This window comes from Nocardia sp. NBC_01503 (assembly GCF_036327755.1).
Classification (GTDB): Bacteria; Actinomycetota; Actinomycetes; order Mycobacteriales; family Mycobacteriaceae; genus Nocardia.
Window position 1 is genome coordinate 826,465 of record NZ_CP109596.1, and the last position, 24,822, is coordinate 851,286.

The window sequence follows — 24,822 nt, forward strand, 5'->3', positions numbered from 1 at the left end:
GCCGACGTGAGCAACAACCAGCGGCAAGACAAGGCGGTCATCTACGTAAACCGTGGCGTACTGACCAGCAAAGCTGATCTTGACTGGGCGACGTTCTACGCACGTCAGCGTGCTCAAGAACTGGACCTGAGGGTTGCGGAGATCCTGGTACTCGGCAACGCGGACGGATCGCACATGCAGACGCTCTACAACTCCGTCCGACGCGTCGATTCGGCACGTGTGATCACTCCCAACCTTGGGCACCTCGGAGGGAATTCGGATCGCGTCACCGCCTTCGCGGAGCTGCACACCGTCACCCCGGCGAAAAAGTACACGTGGCGACTCGGACTGTCTCCGACCGACCTTGCCGAGGCGTTGAACCCGCCGCAAAGCCACCCCGATGCTCGGGAACCTCGGGAGGAGGTGAAGGCCGTAGCCGAACTCAGGACAACCTAGAAGCGTTGTCTACCAACGCGCTTCACGAGAAGCCCCCGGCACCTTCGCAACCGCGCCGGGGGTTTTCGATATTCATCGGCACCGAAAACAGCAGAGGCACAACGTGATTGTTGATGAGGCGTTCAATAACCCGGACAGCCGCAGAGGTCAGGTTCTGGACTGGATCACCCACCATTCTGGCTGGTTCATCGCGGCGTATGCCGGGCTGTGTGTGGGAACGTGGATCAGCGCCACGAACTGGTTGGTCATCCCCGCGCTAGTGGTGGCCGTATCGTTCTGCGGAGCGGTACTCGTAGCCGCACTACACAGTCAGCTCACCCGAATCTGCCTGGCATGTATGCGAGAAGTCCCCGTGAACGCTTCCGAGCTGGCGCATCGCCACCGGTGGTTATTACGGGTGCGGCACACCTGGACGGGACGGGGTGCCATGCCGGTCCTGCTCGTCCTGGTGACCGTTCCCTTGTTCGTCACCGCTCTTCTCCCTGCCGCATACAGCGGTCTCGGAGTTGCACCCCTGGAGCTATGGGTCATCGCCGCGGGGAGTTCCGAACGGTTCCACCATCGGCTCAGACCGTGGTGTCCGTACTGCAAAGACTGGGGCGAAGACGGAGACATCAAGGAACCGGCCCCTGACCCGGTGAACCATGACAGCCTCATACACTGACCCCCGTCCCCGAGCCATGAGCGTGAACGGCCCGTATGGCTGTGTAATGGGCCGTACAGGGGCGGGGAAGGGGCATCTCCCACCGTCGGGGGGAGATAGGCCCATATGCCTGAGGATGGGCCGGAGGCACCGAGGGGAGGGGCAATCCCCCACCGGAAAGCCCCGAAGTGACAGGAGCCGCATTAGGCGGCTGTAACGAGCCTCGATTCCTCGACTCTTTGGACGGTGAGAGAACCCATCAGTTCTCGATCCCGGCTTTGGGCCGGTCTCGATCACTGCGGCTACCAGGAGAGGACACAAGCCCCGATCCTGGGATGGATCGGTTCTTGGACCACATCCAGGGGAAAACGGCAGCAGCCTTCTAAAATGCTGCTGCCCTTCACCGTTATTAATAGATAGATTGGCCATGTCCCCACATGGCCTCTCTCAGTTCTCCGTCTCTGGTCGAAACGCAGCCCCCGCAAGGGCTGCTTATTCTCCCGTCTCCGGGGATCAATGAACTAACCAAGTGGGGTAAAGGGGGAGAGTGAAACGAACCCCTATAAGGGGGTTCCAGTTCCACTATTCCACCGCACTGAACTGCGGTTATGTCTCGGCGTGAAACACGCATATGTTCCACCCGTAAACGCCTCTACCAGCACAAACGCAATCGAGTGGAACAATGCGGGATTACCGATGTTCCACTAGGTCCCAGGTCCATCCATTCCCCGCTTTGGTCCGATTCAGCAGCGGTGAAAGCTTGCCTTTCGTGCCAAGTGAGTTCTTGAACGTATCTGCGTCACCGCTGAACTTGTCGGCCAGCCGCCGTCCTGCTTCCCGAAGGCTGACTCCCTGACACTCCCGCACGACGAACTGAGCGTGTTCCTGATTCCGGTCCAGGGTCTGTGTCGACCGTTCCCGGCTGTTGGTCACGGTCTCGGTTTTCTCGGATGTTTCTAGCACCGTGAACCGTGCACCATCGTCGGCACGGATCTTCATCGTGCGCCCATGGTCGATGTTGCCGTAGGTGTTCACCGACAGATTCCCGCCCCTGGTGTGCCGGACCTGCATCAACCATCGGACCGACTGCGAGATAGCAGCCGATCCCATCGGCCGATCAGGCTTGTATCCACTCTTACCCTTGGCGTCAGAGGAGTGACCGACAATGACCACCGGGATACCAGCTTGGGTGAAGCGGCGGATGCCATCGAAGCACCGCCGGATTACGTCATCCTCGTTGATCGAACCGTCAAGGATCTGCGTCAGGTTGTCAATGATCAGGACGTTGTGCCCGGCGTCCGTCACTACGTGGTGCAGCGCGTCCCAATCGGCGCGCTTCATGATTCCCAGCCCGTACAGTGTCACCGCGTGGTCGGTGCCAGAAACGGCCGTACTGAGCCGTTGGGCGTACTCGCGGTGCCCGGCATCATCGGTGTAACACACACCAATGGAGTAATTCCCTTGTGGCACTTGGACATTCAGGAACTCACCTCCGCTGACCAGTGCCCCGATCAGGTGCGCGATTAACCACGACTTACCTATCTTTGCTTCGCCGAACACCAAGGTTGAGGTAGACGCAATCAGCCCAGGGACCAGCCAATCGTCTTGTTCCTCGGCTGCCGCAGCAGCCTCCGCCAACGTGTACGTGGGGAACCGCTTTTTCGCTTCCTGTAGCTCCCACCACCGCTCTAGCTGTACTTCTTCTTCTGGGGTTAGTTCGTCGCTCACAGTGCCTATCGCTCTCAGTCCTCATCCAAAATCCACAAACAGGCTCACGCCTGATCTTGCCTCGCACCTTCGGGGATGCCTGCCAACTCAGGCGGTGAAGCTTCGTCGCCCCGCAACTCGGCAACCCAGGCGGGCTCCGGCCAGTTGTCTGGAATGCGGACCTGAATCTTCCCGTCCCGCAACCCCACAACTACCCCAGCTTCCCTCAGTACCTGCCTGCGGTCGGTGTCCGGATCGCTCCAAAGTTCGCCGTATGTCGTTCCTGTACCGACTGTTTCCCACTGCGCAGGAACAACCGTGTTCGTCCCCAGTTCCCGAACCCGGGTGGACAGCGACGCCATGCGGCTACGCCAGAGATCTTCATCATCAACCAGATTGTTGTCCGATTCCCAACGAAGCCGCTTCAATGCTTGCTCAGCTAGTTCGAGATCCTGTGTGTGATCCGCACCGGGCACGAACACCTGCTTGGTTACTTCCAAATCGGTGTAGTCCTCGATCAATTCGGATATTTTCCGCTCGACCTCATCGAGCCGAACAGCACCCTTGCAGCCGCCCGGGGTACGACCACACCGGATGTAGTTGTGGACGTTCTCAGAACCGTCTTTCTTCTTCACGGTTCGGCGGTGCTGGCTCAACGAATACCCGCACTCCAGGCACCGGCCGATTCCCGCCATGGGGTTGTCCGTCATCTGCCTAGCCTTACCGCTCTTAGCCTTGGCGGCTAGGACGGACTCGATACGTCGCCAGTCCTCGTCTGAGAACGTCGGCTCAGCCATCCGGATAACGTTGCCCTGAGCATCCAGCACGGGATGTTCGGCACCACCTTGACGGGTGACCTTCAGCCCCTGAGTCCGTAGCGACGACAACACCCGCCGGACCGTGGTTACCGACCACGCGCCGGAACCTCGCGCCTTGGCGACCGCAGTCTTCTTGCCTTCCTCGTTCAACCAGACACACAGCTTGGTCAATGACCAGTGCTCTTCGAGAAGCTTGTCCTTCATCTCATGAAGCACCGCATAGGCTTCCGGGTCTCGCTCAAGCGCCTTACCTTTGCCCGAAGCGTGCGGAACCGTCCGGTATCCGAAGGGGGCTACACCGTGCGATACACGGTCGGTCATCTTCAGCTGGCTCATGCGATCTTGGGCACGGCTCTTGAACCGGTTCAACTCGATCTGAGCGAAGAATGATCCGATGTAGATGAAGAACTCAGCCATCTGTGACTCGAACGAAGTCGATGCCTGGTCTCGGTAGTTCAGCACCATTCCGTCACCGGAGAACGCAAGCACCTTCTTGTTCTCTTCGATGAACTTGGCGAAGTCCACGCAATCACGCGTGGATCGAAACGCTCGGTCGATCTTCTGGAATACGATCACGTCCCACTCGTGCAACCGTTCCGGATTGAGCCACTGTCCCAGGTCGGGACGCTCGAACGGGGTCGTCTTACCAGCGGACACTCCAAGGTCTTCGAAGGTGTCCACCACCTCATACCCCTGGGCTGCGGCCCACCGTAGGCCGTCTTCCTTCTGGGCAAGGTGCGAGACCTTCTCTTGCCCCTGCATCTTGGATACGCGTGCGCCGACGATCGCTCTTAAAACCACGTTGTTCAGAGTAGCGCTCAGTACAACGTGCGAGCCACCGGGCATGTGGCCAAGCTGCGGCGCGATCTGTCGGTCTGATTCGAAACGTGGATCCCGGCCGAAAGCATGCCGGGATGACGGGGCCGGTGCCCTGAGACAGCGAAAGTCCCGGCCCCCAACGGGCCGGGACTTTCACCTTCGATCGGTCCGCGCCGCGTCAGACGCCGCGCGGCACCAATTGTGCTGCCGCCCACTGCATCATCATGCGGAAGTGGTTGTCCCACCATTTGCCGAACTCCGGCGAATCCAGGGCGGGCGGTGCGAGTTCACCCGCGAACAGGCCGGTATCGGTGAGAGCGGCCGAATGGGTCGGCGCGGGCAGGATGTAATTGGAGTTGCTGCTCGCGGGCTCGCCCTCGGGCTGCGACTTCACCAGCGGCTTGGACGAGCGCGACTGTCCCGCATCGGGATTGGCCGGACCCCAGTTCAGGGCGGCCGGATCGATGGTCACCATATCGGGTTCGGGTGCCGCGGGCTGCTCGATGAGCGGCGCGCCCGCATCGGTCGGGGTGGCGTCACCGGGCAGACCCGGAACCATGCCCCCGCCGGAACCGGTATCGGGGGCGGGCTCGCCGATCGGATGCTCGACCCCATTGGTGCGCGCATCGGCCGAGACCCGGGAATCGGTGAGCATGGGCTCGGGCACGGTCTTGGAGTTATTGCTCGCCGCGTATACGCCGCCGGCGACCAGACCGCCGGCGAGCACACTCGCCGCCGCGAACAACGCGGCGGTGCCGCGCGCCCGGCGAATACGCTCGGCGGCCTCACCGGCGTACTCGGCCTCGGGCATGGCGGCCAGCGCCGCGCCGATGGCGGGTGCGGAGGCGGCGACCGAACACGGAATGACCGGTGCGCCGAAGCCCGATTCGAGGGCCGCGATCACGGCGGGTTCGGTTGCGGCGGAACCGATCAGCACCACCGCGTCCGGCTTCACTCCGGCGGCGTCGAACTGATCCCAGGCGGCGGTGACGGCGGCGCGCATGGCCTCGTCATTGGTGGCTCCGCCGTTCAGGGTGACCGCGGCCAGCACGCGGGAGCGGGCGGGATCGATGAGCGAGAACGCCTGCGAACCCGGGACCACCTCGCAGATGGCGAGATCGTCGAATTCGTCCACCCAGGTCATGGCGCGGGCGACGGACAGGTGCGCGGCCTTGGCGGAGACCAGGGATGCCTCATGCCACGGGCCGGAGGCCAGCCGGGTGACGATGGCCCGCCGCTCGGCGGCATCGCGGTAGGCGACGGCCGCGCCGACGATATCGCGATCCGGGCCGAGCTTGCCCGCGAGCTCCTCCAGCACCAACTCGACCGCGGCGGCCAGATCGGCCTTGGTATCGCCGGTGATCTTCTCGACGCGCTCCAGCACCACGCGTTCCTGCAATTTGTCGCCGTCGTCGGCGAGGGCCACCGCGCGCACGGTGCCGCGCTCGGTGGCAACGCCGATGGTCACCGCGGAACGAACAACAGCAGAAGCAACCACAGATCAGCCTTCCAACGTCGTCGTGCTCGCATTTGCCGAGGCACGGTTTTGTTCGGACGAAGCCCCCGAGAGGAGTGCAAACGCATGCAACTGGGAAGCAGCTGCGATGAAGGTTCGTCACCGCTCCCGGTGCGGATGGGTGTTATTCCGGAACGACATAGGGACACACGAACTACCGCAGCGTGTCATCGGAGTGTCGCTACCTCTAGGCTGTTGCACGTGGAAGCACGCACGGGAGCCAGGTCGACGCGACGACCGGACCCTGCGTTGGAGTTGCAGGACGACCCGCAGGAGTTGATGCCCCGTCGCCGCCCGACGCAGGAACGGAGCAAGCGCAAGTTCGACGCCCTGTTGCAGTCCTCCCGCGAATTGCTCGTCGAGGTCGGCTTCGAATCGTTCACCTGTGAGGAAGTCGCGGCCCGCGCTGAGGTCCCCATCGGCACCCTCTACCAGTTCTTCGCGAACAAGTATGTGATCGTCTGCGAGCTGAATCGCCAAGACCTGGTGGCGGTTTCACAGGAGCTGTCGGATTTCCACGGCGAGATCCCGTCGATGGACTGGCTGCGCCATATGAACTCGCTGGTGGACCACCTCGCCGATCTGTGGATGACGGATCCGTCGCGGCGTGAGGTCTGGCTCGCCATGCAGTCCACGCCTTCGACGCGGGCCACCGGCGCGATCCACGAGAAGGAGTTCGCCGAAGCGGTGGCGCAGATGCTGCGCTCGCTGATGCCGCGCACCCCGCGCATTCGCCGCTCGATGATGGCCCAGGTGCTGGTGCACGTCGTCTACTCGATGCTGAACTTCTCGGTGCAGGACGGCCTCAGCCATGAGGACGCGGTCGCCGAACTCAAACGCCTCATGGTCGCGTATCTGCTGATCGCGGAGAAGGAATCGCGTTCGGGCGGCCAGCGCACCGCGCTGGAACCCGAAGCCAACTGAGGTTCGCTGTCGGTCTCGCTCGCTAACATGGGCTCATGTCGATCCCGCATATCGACCCGCCGCCACTGCCCGAGACCATGACCTGGGAAGAGCTCATGGAGCTGCCCGAGGAGATTTCGTGCTGCATTGAGCTACACGACGGCCAACCGGTGTGGATCGCCGACGCGGCCATGCTGAAACACGGTCCGTCTGAGCATCAACGATTCACTCTGCGAATGACGAACGCGCTGCTGAGCGCAGCCAAGCTAACAACCGCGGACGCCACCGGCGGATGCTGGGATGCCACTCTTGAAACGAACCTGTTCTTCACCCGGGACAGGTCCAGCTTCGTAACACCGGATTTCATGATCTATCACTGCCTGGACGACGAGTTCGCGTGGGTGCACGCCGAAGACACCATCCTCGTTGGAGAAGTGCTGTCTCCCTCGAACACCCCAGGTCTGATGGAAGTCAAAAAAGCGCGCTATGCGGCCGCTCATATCCCGTGGTATTGGGAGGTGGAGTTGGCGCCGAACCCTCGACGGATCTCGGCAGTGCGCCAATATGCGCTGGCCGCAGTAGATTTCCACCTCCCGAAGGGCGTGACGCCGCTTCGCCCGCCGAAGGAGGGCGAATACATCCTCACCGGTGAGTGGACTCCCGAAGCGGCTGAAGGCGTCGGGACCCTGCACCCCTTCCCGATCCATATCCCCTGGTCGGACCTGGCCTATTGAGCCACCGAATCGCCAATGGTATGCCGCATTCGAATGCGGCATACCATTTTTCGCGTCGGGCTCGGTGCGGGGTTAGTCGCAATGCCGCGCAGTTAGGCCGACCTGTCTGCGGTCAACTCGGGTGTTTTCGCAGGTTGATGGTGATGGTGACGGTGGGATAATTGGTGCGGTCGATGGCGCCTTTGGCGCGGTGTTTGGAGATCGCTCGCTTGACGACGCGGGGGCTTTGGCGTGGTCGGCGTGCGGGCAGGAGGTCGGCCAAGACCGTGCGGCCGATCCGTCCGACCAGGTCGACGGCGGTGTCGGCGATGACCGCGGCGGCAGCCACGACCTGGTCGCGGGCGGTATTGAGTGCAATGGAGAAGCTGGCTTGCAGGGGTATGGCCTGCGGGTGTGTGGCGTCGGCGATGGCGATGCGCAGCGCTTGGTAAGTGCTCAGCAGGGCATAGACCTCCTGGTCGATCCCGGCGGGTGTGCGGGCGCGCAGTACCCGGCCGCCGAGCATGGTCGATTTCAGTTCCGCGTAGGTGGTTTCGATCTCCCAGCGCTGGTGATAGAGCCGCACCAGCTCCATCGCCGGGTAGCGGTGATGGTCGGTCAAGGTGGTGAGCAACCGGTAGCGTTCGCGGCGGGGTGGTCCGCCTTTCGGGGTGAGCGCGATGTCGGCGTCGATTACCCGCAGAACTACCGGACCCTTCACCGCGAGCCACGACCCGTCGGGCAGCCGCTCGATCAACGGCATCACACGGTTGGTCTTGTCACGGATCAGCAGGTCGGCTTTGGTTTGCGCGATCTGTCCGATCAGCGCGGCGCTGGCGAAGTTGCGGTCCGCCAGCAACAACATCCCCTCGTGCAGGCATCGGAAAAGCTTTGGGGCATAGGCGATCTCGGAGACACCCGAGGTGCCGAACACGACGTCGATGACGGTGCGGGTGCCACACGCCACCACCGCGAGCAGTCGCAGCATCGGATACCCCGAGTCGCCGTTGCCGCCGCCCTGACGGGCGAAGGTACCCGCGTTGGCGGCGGAGTCGGACACGAACATGGTGGTGCCGTCGACCGCACAGACCAACAGGCCGCGCCATCGGGCCGCGCCGGCAGCGGGACCGGCGAGCAGCCCGAACAACTCCCGCAACGGTGCGGCACCGACTCGGCGGCGGGCCTGGGCCAAGGCCGAGGAACCGGGGCGGGCCACGAGGATTTCGTCCAGGCCCGCGACCATCCGGGCCCATACCTGGGTGTAGCCGAGCTCGGTGAACAACGCCCCGGCCAACAGCAGATACACCACCACCCGCGAGGGTAGATCCCGCACCCGCCTCTGTCTCGCTCGCCCCGATTCCACTGCGGCGTCGACCATTTCGAATGGCACGATCTGGGTCAACTCCCCCAGATGACCCGGCGCGAACACCCCCGCCGCTACCACCGACACATGTTTGATGACAGACTGAACAGACAGCGGAACTCCCGGTGGACGGTTTGTCTTGGAGGACAAAACCTCTCTACCAGTAGTTCCGCTGTCTCGTTTCACAACATGTCAAGTCCCGCAACGACACTCGCTTGACAGGCATCCCCAACCGCTAACTGCGCGGCATTGGGGTTAGTCGTGCAGGAGGTCGGCCAGTTCGCCCGGGTCTTCCAGCACCACCATGGCGGCCGCGGTATCGCCGTCATGAGTCAGCGACAGGTGCACGCGCACCCGGGGCAGGAATTCGGCTGCGAGACCGTGCAATTTGATGCTGGGGCGGCCCCAGGCGTCATTCACGACCTCGATCAGCGGGTAGGGGTTGTCACCGATCTGCGGGCTGCGGGCGAAGCGGGAAGATGCCCACGCCTTGATGACCGCTTCTTTCGCGGCCCAGCGGGCGGCGTAGCTGCGGGCCGGATCGGCGCCTTTGCTTTGGCAATAGCGCCGCTCTCCGGCGGTGAAACTCTCCCGGATCATGGTGGTGCCGGTGCGTTCCAGCTGTTCGGCGAATTCGGAGATGCAAACCAAATCCAGGCCGATGCCAAGAATTGTCACAGCGTGGGACTCCTCGATTCCTTATGAGTGCAGTCGATTCCTGCAACATACATAACAGCGGAGCCTACGGTTCCGTAGGCTCCGCTGTTCGGTCGTTCAGCTATTCCAGCTGACTATTACCGGCACGCCGGTCCGGGCGGGACGGCGACATAGGTTGCGTCCGAACCCAATCGGGCCTGCTGCGAGAGCAGCATGTCGGCCTCGAGCTGCCGCGACTTCTTGGCCGGGGTGCCATCGCCACCGAGGCGGCGATCGGCGGGGCGCTCGTAGAGCGGAGCGCCACCGCACATGGCCTCGGTGAGGCGCTGACGTCCGGCGAGCTGACGCTGCTCGGCCTGGCGCTGGTACGCCTCGCGCTGCTCCGGATCCAGGGCCTCGATGAAGGCCTGCGGATGCACGATGGCGACCAGGCCCGAGACGTGGCCGAAGCCGAGCGAGGTGACCAGACCGGCCTTGAGCGGGAAGCGATCTCCGAGCTCCATGGCCTCGCGGACCCACACCAGGTGCGGGTATGCCGCCATCTTCTCGTCGACGCAGTCCAGGCTGCGGTTCGGCGGGATGACGCCCTGCTCCAGCACCTGGCACAGGCCGATCATCTGGAAGGCCGCCGCGCCGCCCTTCGCGTGACCGGTGAGGGTCTTCTGCGAAATCACGAACAGCGGAGCGCCTTCCGAGCGGCCGATGGCGGTGGCCAGGCGCTCGTGCAGCTCGGACTCGTTGGGATCGTTGGCGGCGGTGGAGGTGTCGTGCTTGGAGATGACCGCGACCTCGTCCGCGCTCACGCCCAGCTTGCCGAGCTCCTTGGCCAGCTTGGACTGTGCGCCACCGCGACCCGCGCCGAGCGCGCCCAGGCCGGGGGCCGGGATGGAGGTGTGCACACCGTCCGCGAAGGACTGGGCGTACGCGACCACACCGAGCACCGGCAGGCCCATATCGCGAGCCACGGTGCCGCGGGCGAGCAATACCGTTCCGCCGCCCATGGATTCGACGAAGCCGCCGCGACGGCGATCGTTGGCCCGGGAGAAGTAGCGGTCGCTGATGCCCTTGGCGGACATGACGGCCGAGTCGGCGGTGGCGGACATATCACCGAAGCCGACGATGCCCTCGATACCGAGATCGTCGTAACCACCGGCGACCACCAGATCGGCCTTGCCGAGCTTGATCTTGTCCACACCCTCCTCCACGGAGACCGCGGCGGTGGCGCAGGCGGCGACCGGGTGGATCATGCCGCCGTAGCTGCCCACGTAGCTCTGAACCACGTGCGCCAGTGCGACGTTGGGCAGCGCCTCCTGCAGGATGTCGTTGGCGTGCGGCTCACCGAGCAGGTTGTCGATGTACAGCGAGCGCATGGACGACATGCCGCCCATACCGGTGCCCTGGGTGTTGGCCACCAGCGACGGATGCACCCACTGCATGAGCTCGGCCGGGCTGAAGCCCGAGCCCAGGAACGCGTCCACGGTGCAGACGATATTCCAGAGCGCCACGCGGTCGACCGAACTCGCCATATCGGCGGAGATGCCGAAGCGGGTCGGATCCCAGCCGGTGGGGATCTGGCCGCCGACGACGCGGGACAGCTTGGCCTTGCGGGGTACGCGAATCTCGGTGCCCGCCTTGCGGGTCACCTGCCAGTCGCCCGTGCCCGCAACGGGGGTGATGACCGTCTGATCCGGGTTGGCGGCGTAGAAGGCCCGCGCCTCGGATTCGCTGTTCACCACGAAGGACAGGTCCTTGTCCAGGAACACCGAGGTGAGCAAAGGCGCTGTGTTATCCAGCATTTGGCCGTCATCGGCGTAGCGGCGCACGCCGCAGCGCTCGACCACGGTGTCGTGGTACTTGTCGGCCAGCTCGGCCTCGTCGACGTACTCACCGGATTCGGTGTCGTACCAGCCGGGCTTGGGATCGTTCTCCCAGGTGACCAGGCCGGTGGTCCAGGCCAGCTCCAGTACGCCCGCGGCGGAGAGCTGGTCGGAGACCTCCATCTCGAAGCGGGTGCGCGCCGAACCGTAGGGGCCGAGCTCGCCCGCACCGACGATGACGACCATGTCATCGAGATCGGCTGTCACCGAACCCCATTCGGGGGTCGGCAGCTTGGAGGACAGGGTCGGCGGTGCGGGCAGCGCCGAAATGGTCGCTGCGGCGGTGTCTTCCGCGTCGGCGTCGGCCTCGGCCTGTTCGCGCGCCTGGCGGGCCAGTTCCGGCAGGTCCAGCTTCGCGCCGGCCAGGCCGCCGGTCAGATCGATCTGCTGCGGTCCGGAGGCGGTCACGATGCGGGCCCGCGAGGTGCACCACTTGAGCAGCTCATTGGCCATCTGCTCGGTGGACCAGGTCTGCACGCCCGCCTTCTCGACGGCCTCGACCAGCGGATCGTTACCACCCATGAGCCCGGTGCCGCGCACCCAGCCGATGAGCGCGTGCACCAGGGTGACGCGAGCGGCCCAGGACTTCTCGGCCCGCCACTTGGTGACGATGGCATCGAGCGCGGCCTTGGACTCGCCGTACGCGCCGTCACCGCCGAACATGCCGCGGTTGGGCGAACCCGGCAGCACCACATGCAGTTTCGCGTCCACATCGTGGTCCGCGCCCAGCTTGGACAGGCCACCGATGAGGCGCTCCACCGACCACAGCAGCACGCGCATCTCCATTTCGGCGCGGGCCCCGGCATCGGCCAGGTCACCGGCGACGCGGGGTGCGGCGAACGGCAGCAGCAGGGTGGGGGTCATCGCCTCCTTGACGAGAACCTTCGCGCCACCGGCATTGTCGACCTGCTCGTTACCGACCCACTCGATGAGCGCGTCGATATCGGTGTAGGAGGCCATATTCGCGGGGACGACCCACAGCGAGGCGCCGTGGCGGGCGTTCTCGCGGTACAGCTTCTTGTAGAAGGCGACGCGATCGTCGTTCAGCGAGGAGGTGGTGACGATGACGGTCGCGCCACCGGCGAGCAGGCGTCCGGTCGCGGCGGCCGCGATGGAACCCTTACTGGCACCGGTGATCACGGCGATATCGGACGACCAGGTACCCGGGTCTTCGCTGGCGAGGGCGGCCTCGGCGATCCGGCCGTAGAGCCCGGCCAGTACCGAGCGGGCCTCGCTCTTGGCGCGCTCACGCCACCAGTTGGCCTGTGTCGCAATGGCTTCGCCCGCACCCAGGTAGCCGTCGATCGGCAGTTCGGCATTGTTCGCGTCATTACCCAGCCACAGCCGCGCGAGATCCTCACGCGCACTTGCCCAGCGGTCGTCGATGAGCAGCGCCTTGCGCGCATCGAAGGCGGGGGCGACCAGTCGCGGCCAGTCACTGCCCAATTCGGCGGAGACCAGATCGACCAGGTTGTCGTCCGAGACCTCGGGTGCGGAGAGCTGTTCGGTCAGGCCGAGCTGCTCGAGCACCACCCGGGCGGCGGTGGCGAGCACGCCATTGCTGCCGGTGATCTGCTCGGTGAACTCGCCCAGCGCGGCGGCATCGACGGTCGCACCGCCACCGCCACCTGCGGACGGCATGGAGACCGCGACACCACGGCGCGCGGCCACGGCCTGCACGGCGGCATCGATGGCGGCATCCACGGAGGCACCGTCACTCAGGCCACCGGAGACGAGTCCGCCCAGATCGCCGCCGCGCACGGAAGCGCCCTCACGGGTGCCGAGCGAAACCTCGGCGGTGACATGGCTGGCCCAGCCGTCGCCCAGATCCCAGACCTTCTTGACGCGCTCGGCAATGGCGGCGGGCCGCTTGCCCGACGGTCCGAAGACCTTGCGCAGGTGATCGCCGATGGCATCGGAGAGCACCGAGCCGAACGGCTTGTAGGTGCGGGCCAGGCGCTCGACGGTCGCGGAGAGCGCACCCATATCGGCATCGGCGGCACCGTCGATGGCACCGAGCGAGAGCTCCGCGCCGAGGTCGACGAGCAGCTGATTACGGCGCGAGGAGACGCCGTCGCAGAGGCCCTCGATGGTGTCCACCGGACCGATCTGGTCCAGCCGCAGCTTGGTCCAGAGCGCGATCAGGATGCGGGTGGCGTCGGCGGCGCTGAAACCGATGTCGTCCGGGCGCGGGCCACCGGTGGCGACCGGGGCCGCGGCGGGGGCGGCAGCGGCCGGAGCCGTTGCGGCACCGGCGCTTTCGGCCGGGGTCTCCTCGGGCTCCTCCACCGGTGCGGGATCGGTGTCGGTGGAGTACACGATGGCGGCTTCGCGCTCGATATTGAGCACCTCGACCGTGGTGTTCGAGAACGCGGGCAGCTTCAGCGTATTGGAGGCCAGGTTCGCGACGGTGGGCGTCGCGGCCAAACCGACCTCGACGAACCGCTCGACACCCAGACCACCGTGCTCGGCATCGGTGAAGAGCAGATCCTGGGTCTCGATCCAGCGCACCGGGCTGGCGAACTGCCAGGCCAACAGCTCGACGAGCACCACGCGGCACAGTTCGGTCGGCCGGGCGGCCCAATCATCCCAATTCGCGAGCACTTCGGCGAGCGGCTCGGACGGGACCAGGTCGGCGATCTCCTGGATGAAATCGCGCCCCAGGTTGAACAGTCGCGGCACCAGGTTCGGAATGTAGCGTCCGACAAGGAGTTCCGGGTGCAGGTCGGCGGGCAGCAGCCCCTCCAGCTTGGTGCGGAACTCCGGCACACCGGCGCGCAGCACGGTGGAGTGGAACGGCACATCGATACCCGGGATGACGACGAACGCGCGCTTGCCACCGGTTTCGGCGCGCAACCGCTCGATCTCGACCTCAAGGGCCTCGAGTCCGGCGACGGTGCCCGCGATGGCGTACTGCGAGCCGCGCAGGTTGAGGTTCACCACCTCGAGGAACTCACCCGACTCCTCGCCGATGCGGTTCACGAACGGGATGACCTCGTGATCGGCGACGCCGATCTGCGACGGGCGGATGGCGGCCATCCGATAGTCGCTGAGGCCCTGCGCATTACGCGGCACCAGCTCGTGCATGGCCGAGCCACGCTGGAACACCACCTCGAGCACGGCGTGCAGCGGCAGCACCCCGGCCACGGCCGAGAGCGCGTTGTACTCACCGACCGAGTGCCCGGCGAGCATTGCCCCTTCGATGAAGGCACCGGCCTCGCGCAGCTCCGCGACCTGGGCCACACCGAGGGTCGCCATGGCGACCTGGGTGAACTGGGTCAGGTGCAGGACGCCCTGCGGATGCCGGTACTCGACACCGCGCGCCTTGAGGTAGGTCGGATTGTCGCGCACCACAGCGAGAATCGAGAAGCCGAGGGCCTCGCGGGTGTGCTTGTCGGCGGCGTCCCAGACCTCCTTGGCTGCCTTGGAGCGGGTGCGTGCGTCCAGACCCATCCCCTTGGTCTGAATGCCCTGGCCCGGGAAGGCGTAGACGGTCTTCGGGGCGGCGACGCGGCCGGTGCCGGTCATGACGAGATCACCCGCGATGCGGCAGGAGACCTCGATGATTTCCGTGCCCTGATCCACCGCGACACGCTCCACGCGCACATCGATCTGCGCGCCGGGGCGCACCATGCCGAGGAAGCGGGTGGTCCATGCGGTGAGGGTGCGCGGGGGCACCTTGTCGCTCAGGTCGATGGCCGAAACCGCGTGCTGCGCAGCGGCGCTGAGCCACATGCCGTGCACGATCGGGCTGCCCAGCCCGGCCAGTTTGGCGGCGGCCTCGGAGGTGTGGATCGGGTTGTGATCGCCCGAGACCTGTGCGAAGGCGGCCATGGCGCGCGGTGCGGTCAGCGTGACATCGCGGCGGCGACGGCGCGGGGTGTCACTGGCGTTCTCCGAGAGCGAGCCACCGGCGCGCGGCGGATCGGTGAGTTCACCATTGCCGGTGCGGCCGCGAATGGCGAAGCGCTCGGTGAGGGTGGCGACGGTCGGCATGGACATGCCGGTCTCGGGCTTGTCGAGCATGCCGGAGATGCGCACGTGCACCTCCACGACGCGGCCCATATCGGTGTCGACGGTCTCGCCGGCCTCCGCTCGCACCGCGAGCACGCTTGCGGCGGTGGGCAATTCACCGTTCAGCTGGATCTGGTGATCCAGGTGCACCAGGTCGAGCATGCCCTCGATGACGCTGCGGTCATCGGCGGTACGGCTCGCGCCGAGGACGGCGAAGACGGCGGGCCAGCAGGCGCCGACCAGCACGTCGGGGACGCTGCGGCCGAGGGTGCTCAGGCCCTCCGGCAGACCGGAGCCGGTGACACCGGCGTGGTCGGCGATGAGGTCCGGGCTCCAGGCCACATTGAGATGCGCGACCTTGGCACCGCCCTCGGCGGTCTTGACCTCGGGCAGGGACTGGCCGGCGGCGACGGCGAGCAGCGCCGACATGGCCTCGGTGGCATCGGCTTCGGTAATGACCGGTGCGCCACCGTTGTACACGCTGACCGGGACGGTGATGCGGATCCGCACAGCGTCGCGGCCGAGCAGCGGGACGGCCAATTCCACGTAGGCGTGATCGGCCTCGGGTCCGGTGATCGGGGTGAGGGTGGCCCCGGTCGGCGGATGGGTCGCGCCCTGGCCGTTCAGTGCCCACTCGGCCAGGTCGCCGAGGCGGTGGATCGGGTTGACGGTGGTGCGGCCGGACCACTGCACATCCGGTGCGGCCAGCACGATATCGATGGCACCGGCGGTGACATCGGCACGGCGGCGACCGTCGACGGCGGCCGGGACGACGCCCGCGCGCACCAGCGAGTAGGCGGTGTCCTGTTCGAAGCGATCGAGGAGTTCACCGACCGGCTCGTCCACGCGGGTGATGCCCGCGACGGCGACGGTGCCGGGGATGACGCAGACCTGATCGGCGGTGTAGCGCGGATCATGCGCCTGCCACAGCGAATCCGAACGCCACCAGCGGCGCACGTCCTGATCGACCACGGGGACGAAGTTGACCGGCTTGCCGGGGGTCTTGCAGAGGCTGACGAAGAACGGGACGTCGGCCGGGTGCAGCACAGCCTCGGCGACGGCCGGGTACTGCTCCTTGAGCGTGCAGATGGCCTTGACCGGGGTCTCGAAGTCGTCATCGCTCGCGAAGAGGGTGTCGATCTGCCCGCGGTCGGCCGGGTTCAGACGGGATTCGGTGCGGCGCACCATCTCCGCGAACCGGTCGCGCCAGGTGATGTCCAGCCACACCGAGGCGGTGGCATCGGCGATGGCCGAGGCGAAGTCGCCGCCGCAGTCGAAATCCTTGCGCCGGTCCAGGCCGACGGCGAGCTCGACGTAGCGCTCCAGCCACTCCAGATAGGTCATGGTGGCGACATCGCCGAAGTACGGCTTGGCGGTGCCGTTGAGCGCGGTGATGATCTCGGCGCGGCGCTCGGCGACGGCGTCGGCGTCACCGGCGACCTCGTCGAGCAGGCGGCCGGTGCGTGAGGCCGAGTTGTCGATCTCGTGGATGTCCGCGCCCAATTGGCTACGGCCCGAAGCCATTCCGCCGGTGGCGGTGCCCGCGGCGACCCAGTCGGGGGTGCCGGGGGTGTCCACGAGGAGCTGCTTGACCTCGGGGGTGGTGGTGGCCTCGAGGGTGGCCATGGCGGCGGTGCCGACCAGGACACCGTCCAGCGGCATGACCGGGTAGCCGTAGCCCTGCGACCAGGCGCCGGTGAGGTATTCGGTGGCGCGCTCGGGGGTGCCGATGCCGCCGCCGACGCAGACGATCACATTGGCGCGGCTGCGCAGTTCACCGTAGGTCTCGAGCAGGAGGTCGTCGAGGTCCTCCCAGGAGTGGTGGCCACCGGCGCGGCCGCCCTCGATATGCATGATGACCGCGTAATCCGGTGCGGCATCGGCGATTCGGAGCACGGCGCGGATCTGCGCCACGGTGCCGGGCTTGAACGCGACATGGGTGATGCCGACCTCGGTCAGCTCCTCGATGAGGGCGACGGCCTCGTCCAGCTCCGGAATACCGGCGGTGACGATGACGCCGTCGAACGGCGCACCGGCGGTGCGGGCCTTCTGCACCAGGCGCTTTCCGCCCAGCTGCAGCTTCCACAGGTACGGATCCAGGAACAGCGAGTTGAACTGCACCGAGCGACCGGGCTGCAGCAGGGTCTTCAGCTCGGTGACGCGGTCGGCGAAGATCTGCTCGGTGACCTGACCGCCACCGGCCAGCTCGGCCCAGTGGCCCGCATTGGCCGCAGCCGCAACGATTTTCGCGTCGACGGTGGTGGGGGTCATGCCCGCCAGCAGGATGGGCGAGCGACCGGTGAGCTTGGTGAACGCGGTCTCGACCACAACGCGGCCGTTGGGCAGGCGCACCGGCTTGGGTGCGAATTCGGCCCAGGCGGGCGCGATGTCGGGCGCGGCGCCCGGGGTGAACAGGCTGCGCTGGCCCGGGCGGGTGGAGGCGGCGAGCACGCCGACGCCGGTGCCCTTGAGCGAACCGGCGGTCAGGCGGGAGAGCAGATCGCCGGGGCCGAGGTCCAGAATCCACTGCGCGCCCTGTGCGACGGTGGTGTCGACAATGGTGACCCAGTCGATCGGATCGACCAGCACCTCCTGCGCGAGGGCGGCGGCCAGCTCTGCGTCCAGGCCGCACTGCGCGGCCCAGCCGCGCACCATCTCCACGGTGTCCTGGAGCGCGGGGTGATGGAAGGCGACCTCGACCGGAATGTCCTCGAAGACCGGGGCGAAGACCGAACCGCCACGCTTCTTGGCGTCGCGCTCCTTGGACTGCTCCTCATGGATCTCGGCCGCGCGCTGGCGAACTCGATCCAGCTGCGCCACCGGGCCGCTGAGCACCGCGCGACGGCGGCCGTTGCGGATGGACAGCACCGCGGCCTTGTCGGCGTCGACGCCGACCGAGACCTCGTCGACCACGGCCTGCAGCTGCTCCGGGTCGACGTGGGAGACCGCGACCATGGGCGAGCGCTCGCCGATCGGCATCAGGCTCTTGCGGCGGGCGACCAATCCGGCTGCCGCGCCGATCAACTGGGCGATGGCCAGCAATTCGGCGTCACGCTGGCCGTGCGCCTGCGCGGCGGTGGCGGCGATCCGGCCCTGTGAGTGCCCGATCACGGCCGCCGGGGCATTGGTGACGATATCGAGGCCCTGCAGGCGCAGCGCCCGCAGCGCGGCGATCTGGGTCAGGAAGACACCGGGCATGGAGACCGCGGCGGAGCGCAACACCTGCGCGGAGGGCGCCGCCGACACCTCCCCCTGCTCCGGGTCGGCGAGCTCTTCCTCGAGCATCCAGCCGATGGGGTCGAAACCGACGGGCCGCACCACGAGCAGTTGCGCCGCAATCGGTTCCAGCTTGGTCGCCGCCTCGTTGACCAGTGCGGTCAGCTCGGGTTCGAGCGCACTGTCCCGCCCGATCTCCTCGAGCTCGGTGAGCCAGGCGGCACCCTGTCCGCCGAACGCCAGCGCGTAGGGCGCACCCCCCAGCAACCGGTCCAAGAGCGACGACCTGACTCCACTATCCCGGTTCTGTTTGGCCCGTTCGGCCTTCGACCCGGTTCCGGTGCTCTCGTTGATCGTCAACGCTTCGACTTCCTTCTCCTGGCGTCCCCGTCCCCACAGGACTGGGCCGCGCTCACGGTGCGCAGGTGTTCCTCCGGCCAACTGGCCCTGGTAGACGCCGAGGATTGCACAAAATCATGAGGTTCTCCTCATGTTTGGTTACCGCCGCGACCCCTACCCCCGAGTATTTCCGTACGTCCGTACCAGAATGCTCACAAACATGACCCTCCCTCATGTTTGAACTCGCTGGTGAGCGCAGTTACACCCACGTAGGAAATATGAGGGCTCCTCACATTGCGGTTTATCAAATCGTTATAATCCCAGGTAGGGTTACCGACCAGTACGCCACGCCCGCCCGGTGCTTCTGGATCGCCGTTCAGCCCGGTAGAGTTTGGACGGTCGTACCGTTAGCGCGAGTGGCGAAATTGGCATACGCGCCAGATTTAGGTTCTGGTGTCCACGGACGTGCGGGTTCAAGTCCCGCCTCGCGCACAACAAAATCCCGGCATACCGCCCACCAGGGCAGTAGCCGGGATTCCCCATTTCAGAGGTTTGCCAACGCCTTTCGCGGCACCTCTGCAATCACCGGGCAAACTTGGCAGCCGAACCGGTCACACGAATGGCCGTGATGCCGATAACCGCGTAGTGCCACACGCCGCCGTCGAGTGCGGAGAGTTTGCCTGGATTCGATTCATCGTGACTTCAACTCGCGACATCAGTGCGGACTCGAGTTGCTATGGGGTTTGCCGCCGGAAGACCGGCGCTCATCAGCACTGATCTCAGGACAACCCATGGGACGGAACATCTATCGGCTCACCGCCGCGTTCGCGGCACTGATCGGCACCATGAACGACAGCGTCGCCAACTTCGATGCGTTTGTGGCGCTCAATGATTCGACGAACCCGCTTTGCTTCACCGCGTTCCGCGGACTGGGCTGGTGCTACCTGCTGCCGGGAGTGCTGACCGTCGCGGCCTCGGCGTACCGCACGTCCACGAATATCCCCGGCTCGACGAGTTCGATTGGTGGCCGGTTATGAGGGCACGCATGACGATCGCTGCGGCCGCGGCCGCCCTGACCCTGATCCTGCCGGGTTGTTCCAGCAGCGATACCGCGCAGCCATCCGCACCGGAACGGCTGGTGGGGTTGCTGCGGCTCACTCCCGGTGCGGTCGCGGGGAATTCGGTGTCCGGCACCTGGTTCCGCATGATGCAGCCGGGCGGTACACCGGAGCGGGGTCCCCCACATGCCCAATGGCGACTCCCCCGCTCAGGGCGGCGCGACCACGTTGCTCGAGCCCGACGCCGCCGCACCACCCAGCGCTGTGCCGTCGACCTCTACCGCGGCACAGCCGAAATAGCCTCTCCAAGGACCGCTCTACGATGACCTCCAGCACGACGACCCGCCCCGCGCTCGCGAGCGCCATTCGAACCGTTGCCGCACTCACCATGGTCGCCAGCGCGGCCGGTGTCACCGCCTTGACCGTCCGCCAGCACGATCATGTTGCCGCGGAAGCCATTGTGCCGCAGGAGATCCTGCCCTACGACGGCCCCTACCGCGATCAGCTCATCAAGGCCGAGGGTGACTTCGCCAAGGCGCTGACCCCGATGCTGACCGGCATCTACAACAGCGAGGCCGCCTCCTGCTTCGTCGCCCGGCAGGGCCAGATCATCGATCAGGCCAAGGGCGGGCGCATTACCGTGGTCTCACTCGCGCACCCCGGCACGGTTGTGGAGCTCGGTCCCGAGGAGCCCGCCCCCGCGTCGCAGTAGCGACACCCCCTGTCCCGACTGCGAACCTGACGGGTTGCCTGCGGTTAGCGGCTGTTTTGCCTATTGTGGGCGCGACCGCATCGCGGTTTTCAGGTTGCTAGGTCTGCGTTGTTCTCACACATATCGGAGGGCTTTGCATGGCAAGGGATTTGACCCAGCTCGAAATGTTGACCTTGTTGGAGCCGGTGGTCGGCCAGAATATCGACCGGCATCTGTCGATGGCCAAGGACTGGTATCCGCACGACTATGTGCCCTGGGATGAGGGCCGCAATTTCGCCGCACTGGACGGAATCGATTGGGACCCTGAGCAATCCCGATTGTCCGAGGTGGCCAGGGTTGCGATGATCACCAATCTGCTCACCGAGGACAATCTGCCCTCGTACCACCGGACCATCTCCGAGAATTTCTCCCAGGACGGCGCGTGGGGAACCTGGGTGGGCCGCTGGACCGCCGAGGAGAACCGGCACGCCATCGCCATGCGCGACTATCTGATCGTCACTCGAAGTGTCGATCCGGTGGCACTGGAGAACGACCGGATGGTTCATTTGACCAAGGGTGTGCACGCACCCGAGGGTTTCGGCGGTGTACTCGATCAGGTTGTGTACGTGACCTTCCAGGAGCTCGCCACCCGCGTCAGCCACCGGAGCACCGGCAGGGTGTGCGACGAACCGATCGCGGACCGCATGCTCGCGCGTATCGCCGCGGACGAGAACCTGCACATGATCTTCTACCGCAATATCGCCGCCGCCGCGTTCGACCTGGCTCCCGACCAAACCATCGAGGCCATCACCAAGGTCGTGAAGAACTTCGCGATGCCCGGCACCGGCATGCCCAACTGGCGCCGCAATGGCGTACTGATGGTCAAACACCGCATCTACGATCTGCGCCAGCACCTCGACGAGGTGCTGTGGCCGGTACTGCGCATCTGGAATGTCTTCGAGCGCACCGATTTCACCCCGCGCGGCGAACAGAGTCGCGAAGAACTCGGCGAATACCTCGAGCAACTCGAACGCGACGTCATCCGGTTCGAGGAGCAACGCGACCGCCTCCTCGCCCGCGAGGCGGCCAAAGCCGAGAAGGCGCTGACGCCGTAGCCGCGAATCCTCAACGAAGCTGATCGGTCATAGTCGGACGGAACTCGTCCGACTTGACAGCAGCCTTCGTGATGGCCGGCAATTGATTGCGTAGCAACGGGATTCGTGAAACGAGGCGCAATAGGGGCGCGGAGGCTCCGCGGGGTTGCGAATAGTTGCGGACCGCTACGGTGACGATTCGCGGAGTCCAGGCGCGCAGGCGGACGGGGAGGTCGGCGGGTGTGATGCCCCACGGCATGGGTGGGGTGGTGTAGTTCGCGGTTTTGGCGAAGCCCCGCATCGTCATGCGGGAGAACAGAGGTGGGATCGTATCGAACATCAGCTCCGCGCCGGGGAGGCGTTCGGCGATCGTGGTGATCAATCCGCGCACATCGGGTTCGTCGAAATACATGAACAGGCCCTGGGCGGTGAGGAAGACCGGGCCGGGGGCGAGTTCGTCGATCCAGCGGGGATCCAGTGCGCTGCATGGGATGTGGCGGCAGCGGGGTCCGGCGGGCAGGTAGCGGTCCCGGACGGCTATGGATTCTTCGACGTCTACACATAGCCACGACACTGTCCCGTTGTCGCACCGCTGGAACTGGGTTTCCAGCCCCGCCCCGAGCTCCACCACCGTCCCGGCGGGATGCTCGCGCAGCCAGCCGCGTACGGCCGCATCGAATATTCGAGCGCGTTCGGCGTGGATTCCGCTCGGCTTGCCGAAGCTGCGCTCGTAGTCGTAGTCGATCGAATCGTAGATGCGGACACAGTCGGGATCGTGCAGGATGCCGTCGCTCCGCTTGGCCTCGACGGCGCGGTTGTGCAGCGTCCACAGCATCGTTTCGGGAATTCCACTCAGGCCGACGACATTCGACATCGGGGGCTCCTCTCACTCCGGATCAGGTTCCCCACTATCGATCGGCGAGCGGTCCGCTGTATTGGAAAAATGTTCCGCGGTGAGCAATTCGAGGATCGCCTGCAGCGGGCGCACCACCGCGGCCGGGCGCAGTCCCAGTGGCGTGCCCAGCGGATGGGTGACCAGCGGCGGCTCCACCCGCGGATGGGCCAGCGCCAGCCGAGGAAAGTCGCGGGCGACCGCCCGGAGTCGAGCAGCCCAGTCGGGATCGGTGGCATCGACGGACAACTGCTCGAACACGACCTCGGCGAGGTGTCAACAGCATAGGTCTACGCGGTATTCACCGAGTCAGCCGAGGCCGCGCAGGAATAGGGCGAGTTGCCAGGCACTGTGGTCGGGCTGGCCGTCATTCTGGGCGAGAGCCGCGCCGATGGTGTCGACGTGGTTGTAGCCGGGGAGGGTGACGACCGTGGCGAGGGCGGGGGTCGGGAAGAAGGTGCCGGTGGCGGGTGGGACGGGGCTGTCGCCCGCCCAGGCTACGAAATTGGGCTTCAGGCGGCTCATGCCGTGGTAGCGCAGGGCGGCGCGGTCGCCGCTGCGGGCACCGCCGTAGCCCGCGGCGATATCGGTGACCACGCGGAGCGGGAAGTAGGTTTCCCAGTAGGCGCTGGGCCCGCCGGATGCCAATTGCCTTGCCACATCCCGGATATCGGCGACCTCGTGACCGGGGGCGGTGAACGGGACGCCGTTGACATCGTTGTAGTTGCGCCAGGTGTACAGCGCGGTGCGGTCGGTGGGTGCCACCCGACGCTGCGGCCCGGCGGTAATGCGCAGGAGGTTGCCCAGTAGCGGAAGTTGGGTCAGCTCACCGGGATTCGGGAAGGTCTTGTCCTGCAGCGGACCGCCGTCGAGCGCACCGACGCCCTGCTGGAAGAGGGAGAAGTTCGAGGAATTGTTGTCGATGAGAACACCGAGCAGCGCGGTATTGGTGAAGCGGTAGTCCCGCAGGGTGCCTGAGCCATCCGCACCGTTGGTGACCCAGGCTGACCAGCTGGGCGCACCCAGCAGATTCAGCGTGCCGTCGATATCGAGATCGTGCGGAAGATGGGACAGCAGTCGGCTTTCGCCGTCCGGGTCCAGGTGCGCGGCGAGTCCGGCCAGCCGCAGCAGCATGAAGGCGCGGGTCCCCAAACCCGGTGCGGGGCCGAAGATTCGCGGCAATACATCAACCCGGAAGCCTCCCTGCAGCACCGAATCCAGCGGCCCCACGAGCGCATCGGTGATGTCGCGCAGAATCGGCGTGTTCTGCAGGGCGACCGGATCGGAGGAGACCATCGAATCCTGTGCGGCGAAGGCGGCGCACTGGTCCGCCCCCGGCCGACCGTCGAAGTCCCAGTCGGAGAAGAATCCGGTGACCAACCCGCCCAACGAGATTCCGGTGCAGACGAACTTGCGCTGCCGGTCGGCCTGATTCGGGATTTCGTGCAGCATCACCTCGTACTGATCGCGCACGACACGGTCGAGTCCCATGAAGTCCAGCACCGGCAGGTCCGCGGAGGTCTTGAATCCCGGAAACCGTTCACCGTCGATCGGCATCCCATTGAAGTAATAGTCGACGGCATCAAGGTAGTTGCCGGTCTGCAGGGCGTAGTCGAATCCCCGGGTCTCGTCCAGACAGGCACTGCGCCGAGCCAGCGCCCAGTACTCGATCCGCTGCCCCTGTGCCCGCGCCGAATGCACGGTATTGAAGGCCACGCTGTCGGAGTTCTCCGACCCACCGTGCAATCCCTGCTGCTGAATCACCACGTGCGCGACGTCCACCGGATCGGCCGGGCCATCCACCGCCCGGTATCGCATATAGCCGACGCGATCGCACGCCGCCGGATGCGCTGGCGCGGAATCGGGCAGCGGCAGCGCGAAACTCACCCATGAGGTGATAATTCCGTCCCGCGTGGACAGCACCTGTTCCTGCCGATCGCCTGCCGCGCTCACCGGCTCGGATTCCGCGGCGGCCACACCGGTGGTGGCGCCCGTCACGGTAATCACGACGGCCAGCAGCACTCCGGCCGAAACCCGAACCCGCCGAACAACTTTGTTCATATCGTG

At 65.8% G+C, this 24,822-nt stretch carries 16 protein-coding genes, 1 tRNA gene and 1 pseudogene; 9 read left to right on the plus strand and 9 right to left on the minus strand.

The genetic code is table 11. The features are described 5' to 3' along the window. The first annotated feature begins 6 nt into the window (after window positions 1–6). Window positions 7–435, plus strand: a complete 429-nt coding sequence (locus OHB26_RS03885) for a hypothetical protein (protein ID WP_330182864.1) — start codon at window positions 7–9, stop codon at window positions 433–435. Between the two features lie 103 nt (window positions 436–538). Continuing rightward, complete coding sequence (locus OHB26_RS03890; RefSeq protein ID WP_330182865.1) at window positions 539–1,099, plus strand: hypothetical protein; 561 nt, start codon at window positions 539–541, stop codon at window positions 1,097–1,099. A 669-nt stretch (window positions 1,100–1,768) separates the two neighbouring features. Here the strand turns inward: OHB26_RS03890 and OHB26_RS03895 are convergent. Together OHB26_RS03895 and OHB26_RS03900 are read right to left on the minus strand one after the other, a co-directional pair. Continuing rightward, on the minus strand, window positions 1,769–2,806 hold the full coding sequence (locus OHB26_RS03895; protein WP_330182866.1) for an AAA family ATPase: 1,038 nt from the start codon (window positions 2,804–2,806) through the stop codon (window positions 1,769–1,771). A gap of 44 nt (window positions 2,807–2,850) precedes the next feature. After that, window positions 2,851–4,404: a recombinase family protein gene (locus OHB26_RS03900; RefSeq protein ID WP_330185485.1), complete on the minus strand. Its 1,554-nt coding sequence runs from the start codon at window positions 4,402–4,404 to the stop codon at window positions 2,851–2,853. 15 nt (window positions 4,405–4,419) lie between these two features. On the opposite strand from OHB26_RS03900, the pseudogene OHB26_RS03905 reads away from it, so the two are divergent. Further along, window positions 4,420–4,482 (plus strand): annotated as a pseudogene (locus tag OHB26_RS03905) (peroxiredoxin); the annotation flags it as partial. 118 nt (window positions 4,483–4,600) lie between these two features. On the opposite strand, the gene OHB26_RS03910 reads toward OHB26_RS03905, so the two are convergent. Further along, window positions 4,601–5,890, minus strand: coding sequence for a hypothetical protein (locus OHB26_RS03910; RefSeq protein WP_330182867.1), 1,290 nt, complete (start codon window positions 5,888–5,890; stop codon window positions 4,601–4,603). 327 nt (window positions 5,891–6,217) lie between these two features. Between OHB26_RS03910 and OHB26_RS03915 the strand changes: the two genes are divergently transcribed. Together OHB26_RS03915 and OHB26_RS03920 are read left to right on the plus strand one after the other, a co-directional pair. Next, on the plus strand, window positions 6,218–6,862 hold the full coding sequence (locus OHB26_RS03915) for a TetR/AcrR family transcriptional regulator (RefSeq protein ID WP_330185486.1): 645 nt from the start codon (window positions 6,218–6,220) through the stop codon (window positions 6,860–6,862). Window positions 6,863–6,897: 35 nt separating this feature from the next. Continuing rightward, complete coding sequence (locus OHB26_RS03920; RefSeq protein ID WP_330182868.1) at window positions 6,898–7,575, plus strand: Uma2 family endonuclease; 678 nt, start codon at window positions 6,898–6,900, stop codon at window positions 7,573–7,575. A 112-nt stretch (window positions 7,576–7,687) separates the two neighbouring features. Here the strand turns inward: OHB26_RS03920 and OHB26_RS03925 are convergent, their stop codons facing one another. The 3 genes from OHB26_RS03925 to OHB26_RS03935 form a co-directional block, all read right to left on the minus strand. Beyond that, complete coding sequence (locus tag OHB26_RS03925) at window positions 7,688–9,004, minus strand: IS4 family transposase (protein WP_330182832.1); 1,317 nt, start codon at window positions 9,002–9,004, stop codon at window positions 7,688–7,690. Window positions 9,005–9,172: 168 nt separating this feature from the next. Further along, complete coding sequence (gene acpS, locus OHB26_RS03930) at window positions 9,173–9,595, minus strand: holo-ACP synthase AcpS (RefSeq protein ID WP_330182869.1); 423 nt, start codon at window positions 9,593–9,595, stop codon at window positions 9,173–9,175. A gap of 116 nt (window positions 9,596–9,711) precedes the next feature. Continuing rightward, entirely contained in the window at window positions 9,712–19,041 is a 9,330-nt protein-coding gene (locus OHB26_RS03935) for a fatty acid synthase subunit beta domain-containing protein (RefSeq protein ID WP_330182870.1), read from the minus strand. Between the two features lie 389 nt (window positions 19,042–19,430). On the opposite strand from OHB26_RS03935, the gene OHB26_RS03940 reads away from it, so the two are divergent. The 4 genes from OHB26_RS03940 (at window position 19,431) to OHB26_RS03955 (ending at window position 21,884) form a co-directional block, all read left to right on the plus strand. Then, window positions 19,431–19,512 (plus strand) — tRNA-Leu (locus OHB26_RS03940). A 299-nt stretch (window positions 19,513–19,811) separates the two neighbouring features. Beyond that, window positions 19,812–20,057: a hypothetical protein gene (locus tag OHB26_RS03945; protein ID WP_330182871.1), complete on the plus strand. Its 246-nt coding sequence runs from the start codon at window positions 19,812–19,814 to the stop codon at window positions 20,055–20,057. 343 nt (window positions 20,058–20,400) lie between these two features. Further along, window positions 20,401–20,790, plus strand: a complete 390-nt coding sequence (locus OHB26_RS03950) for a hypothetical protein (RefSeq protein ID WP_330182872.1) — start codon at window positions 20,401–20,403, stop codon at window positions 20,788–20,790. Between the two features lie 137 nt (window positions 20,791–20,927). Beyond that, window positions 20,928–21,884: an acyl-ACP desaturase gene (locus OHB26_RS03955; RefSeq protein WP_330182873.1), complete on the plus strand. Its 957-nt coding sequence runs from the start codon at window positions 20,928–20,930 to the stop codon at window positions 21,882–21,884. Window positions 21,885–21,894: 10 nt separating this feature from the next. On the opposite strand, the gene OHB26_RS03960 is transcribed toward OHB26_RS03955, so the two are convergent. The 3 genes from OHB26_RS03960 to OHB26_RS03970 are packed head-to-tail and all read right to left on the minus strand — an operon-like array spanning window position 21,895 to window position 24,816. Further along, the gene (locus OHB26_RS03960; protein WP_330182874.1) at window positions 21,895–22,737 is read right to left on the minus strand and encodes a class I SAM-dependent methyltransferase; all 843 of its coding nucleotides are present in this window, start codon (window positions 22,735–22,737) and stop codon (window positions 21,895–21,897) included. Window positions 22,738–22,749: 12 nt separating this feature from the next. After that, window positions 22,750–23,016 (minus strand): hypothetical protein, encoded by a 267-nt coding sequence (locus OHB26_RS03965; protein WP_330182875.1) that lies wholly within the window; start codon window positions 23,014–23,016, stop codon window positions 22,750–22,752. A 48-nt stretch (window positions 23,017–23,064) separates the two neighbouring features. After that, window positions 23,065–24,816, minus strand: a complete 1,752-nt coding sequence (locus OHB26_RS03970) for a hypothetical protein (protein WP_330182876.1) — start codon at window positions 24,814–24,816, stop codon at window positions 23,065–23,067. Window positions 24,817–24,822: the final 6 nt, after the last annotated feature.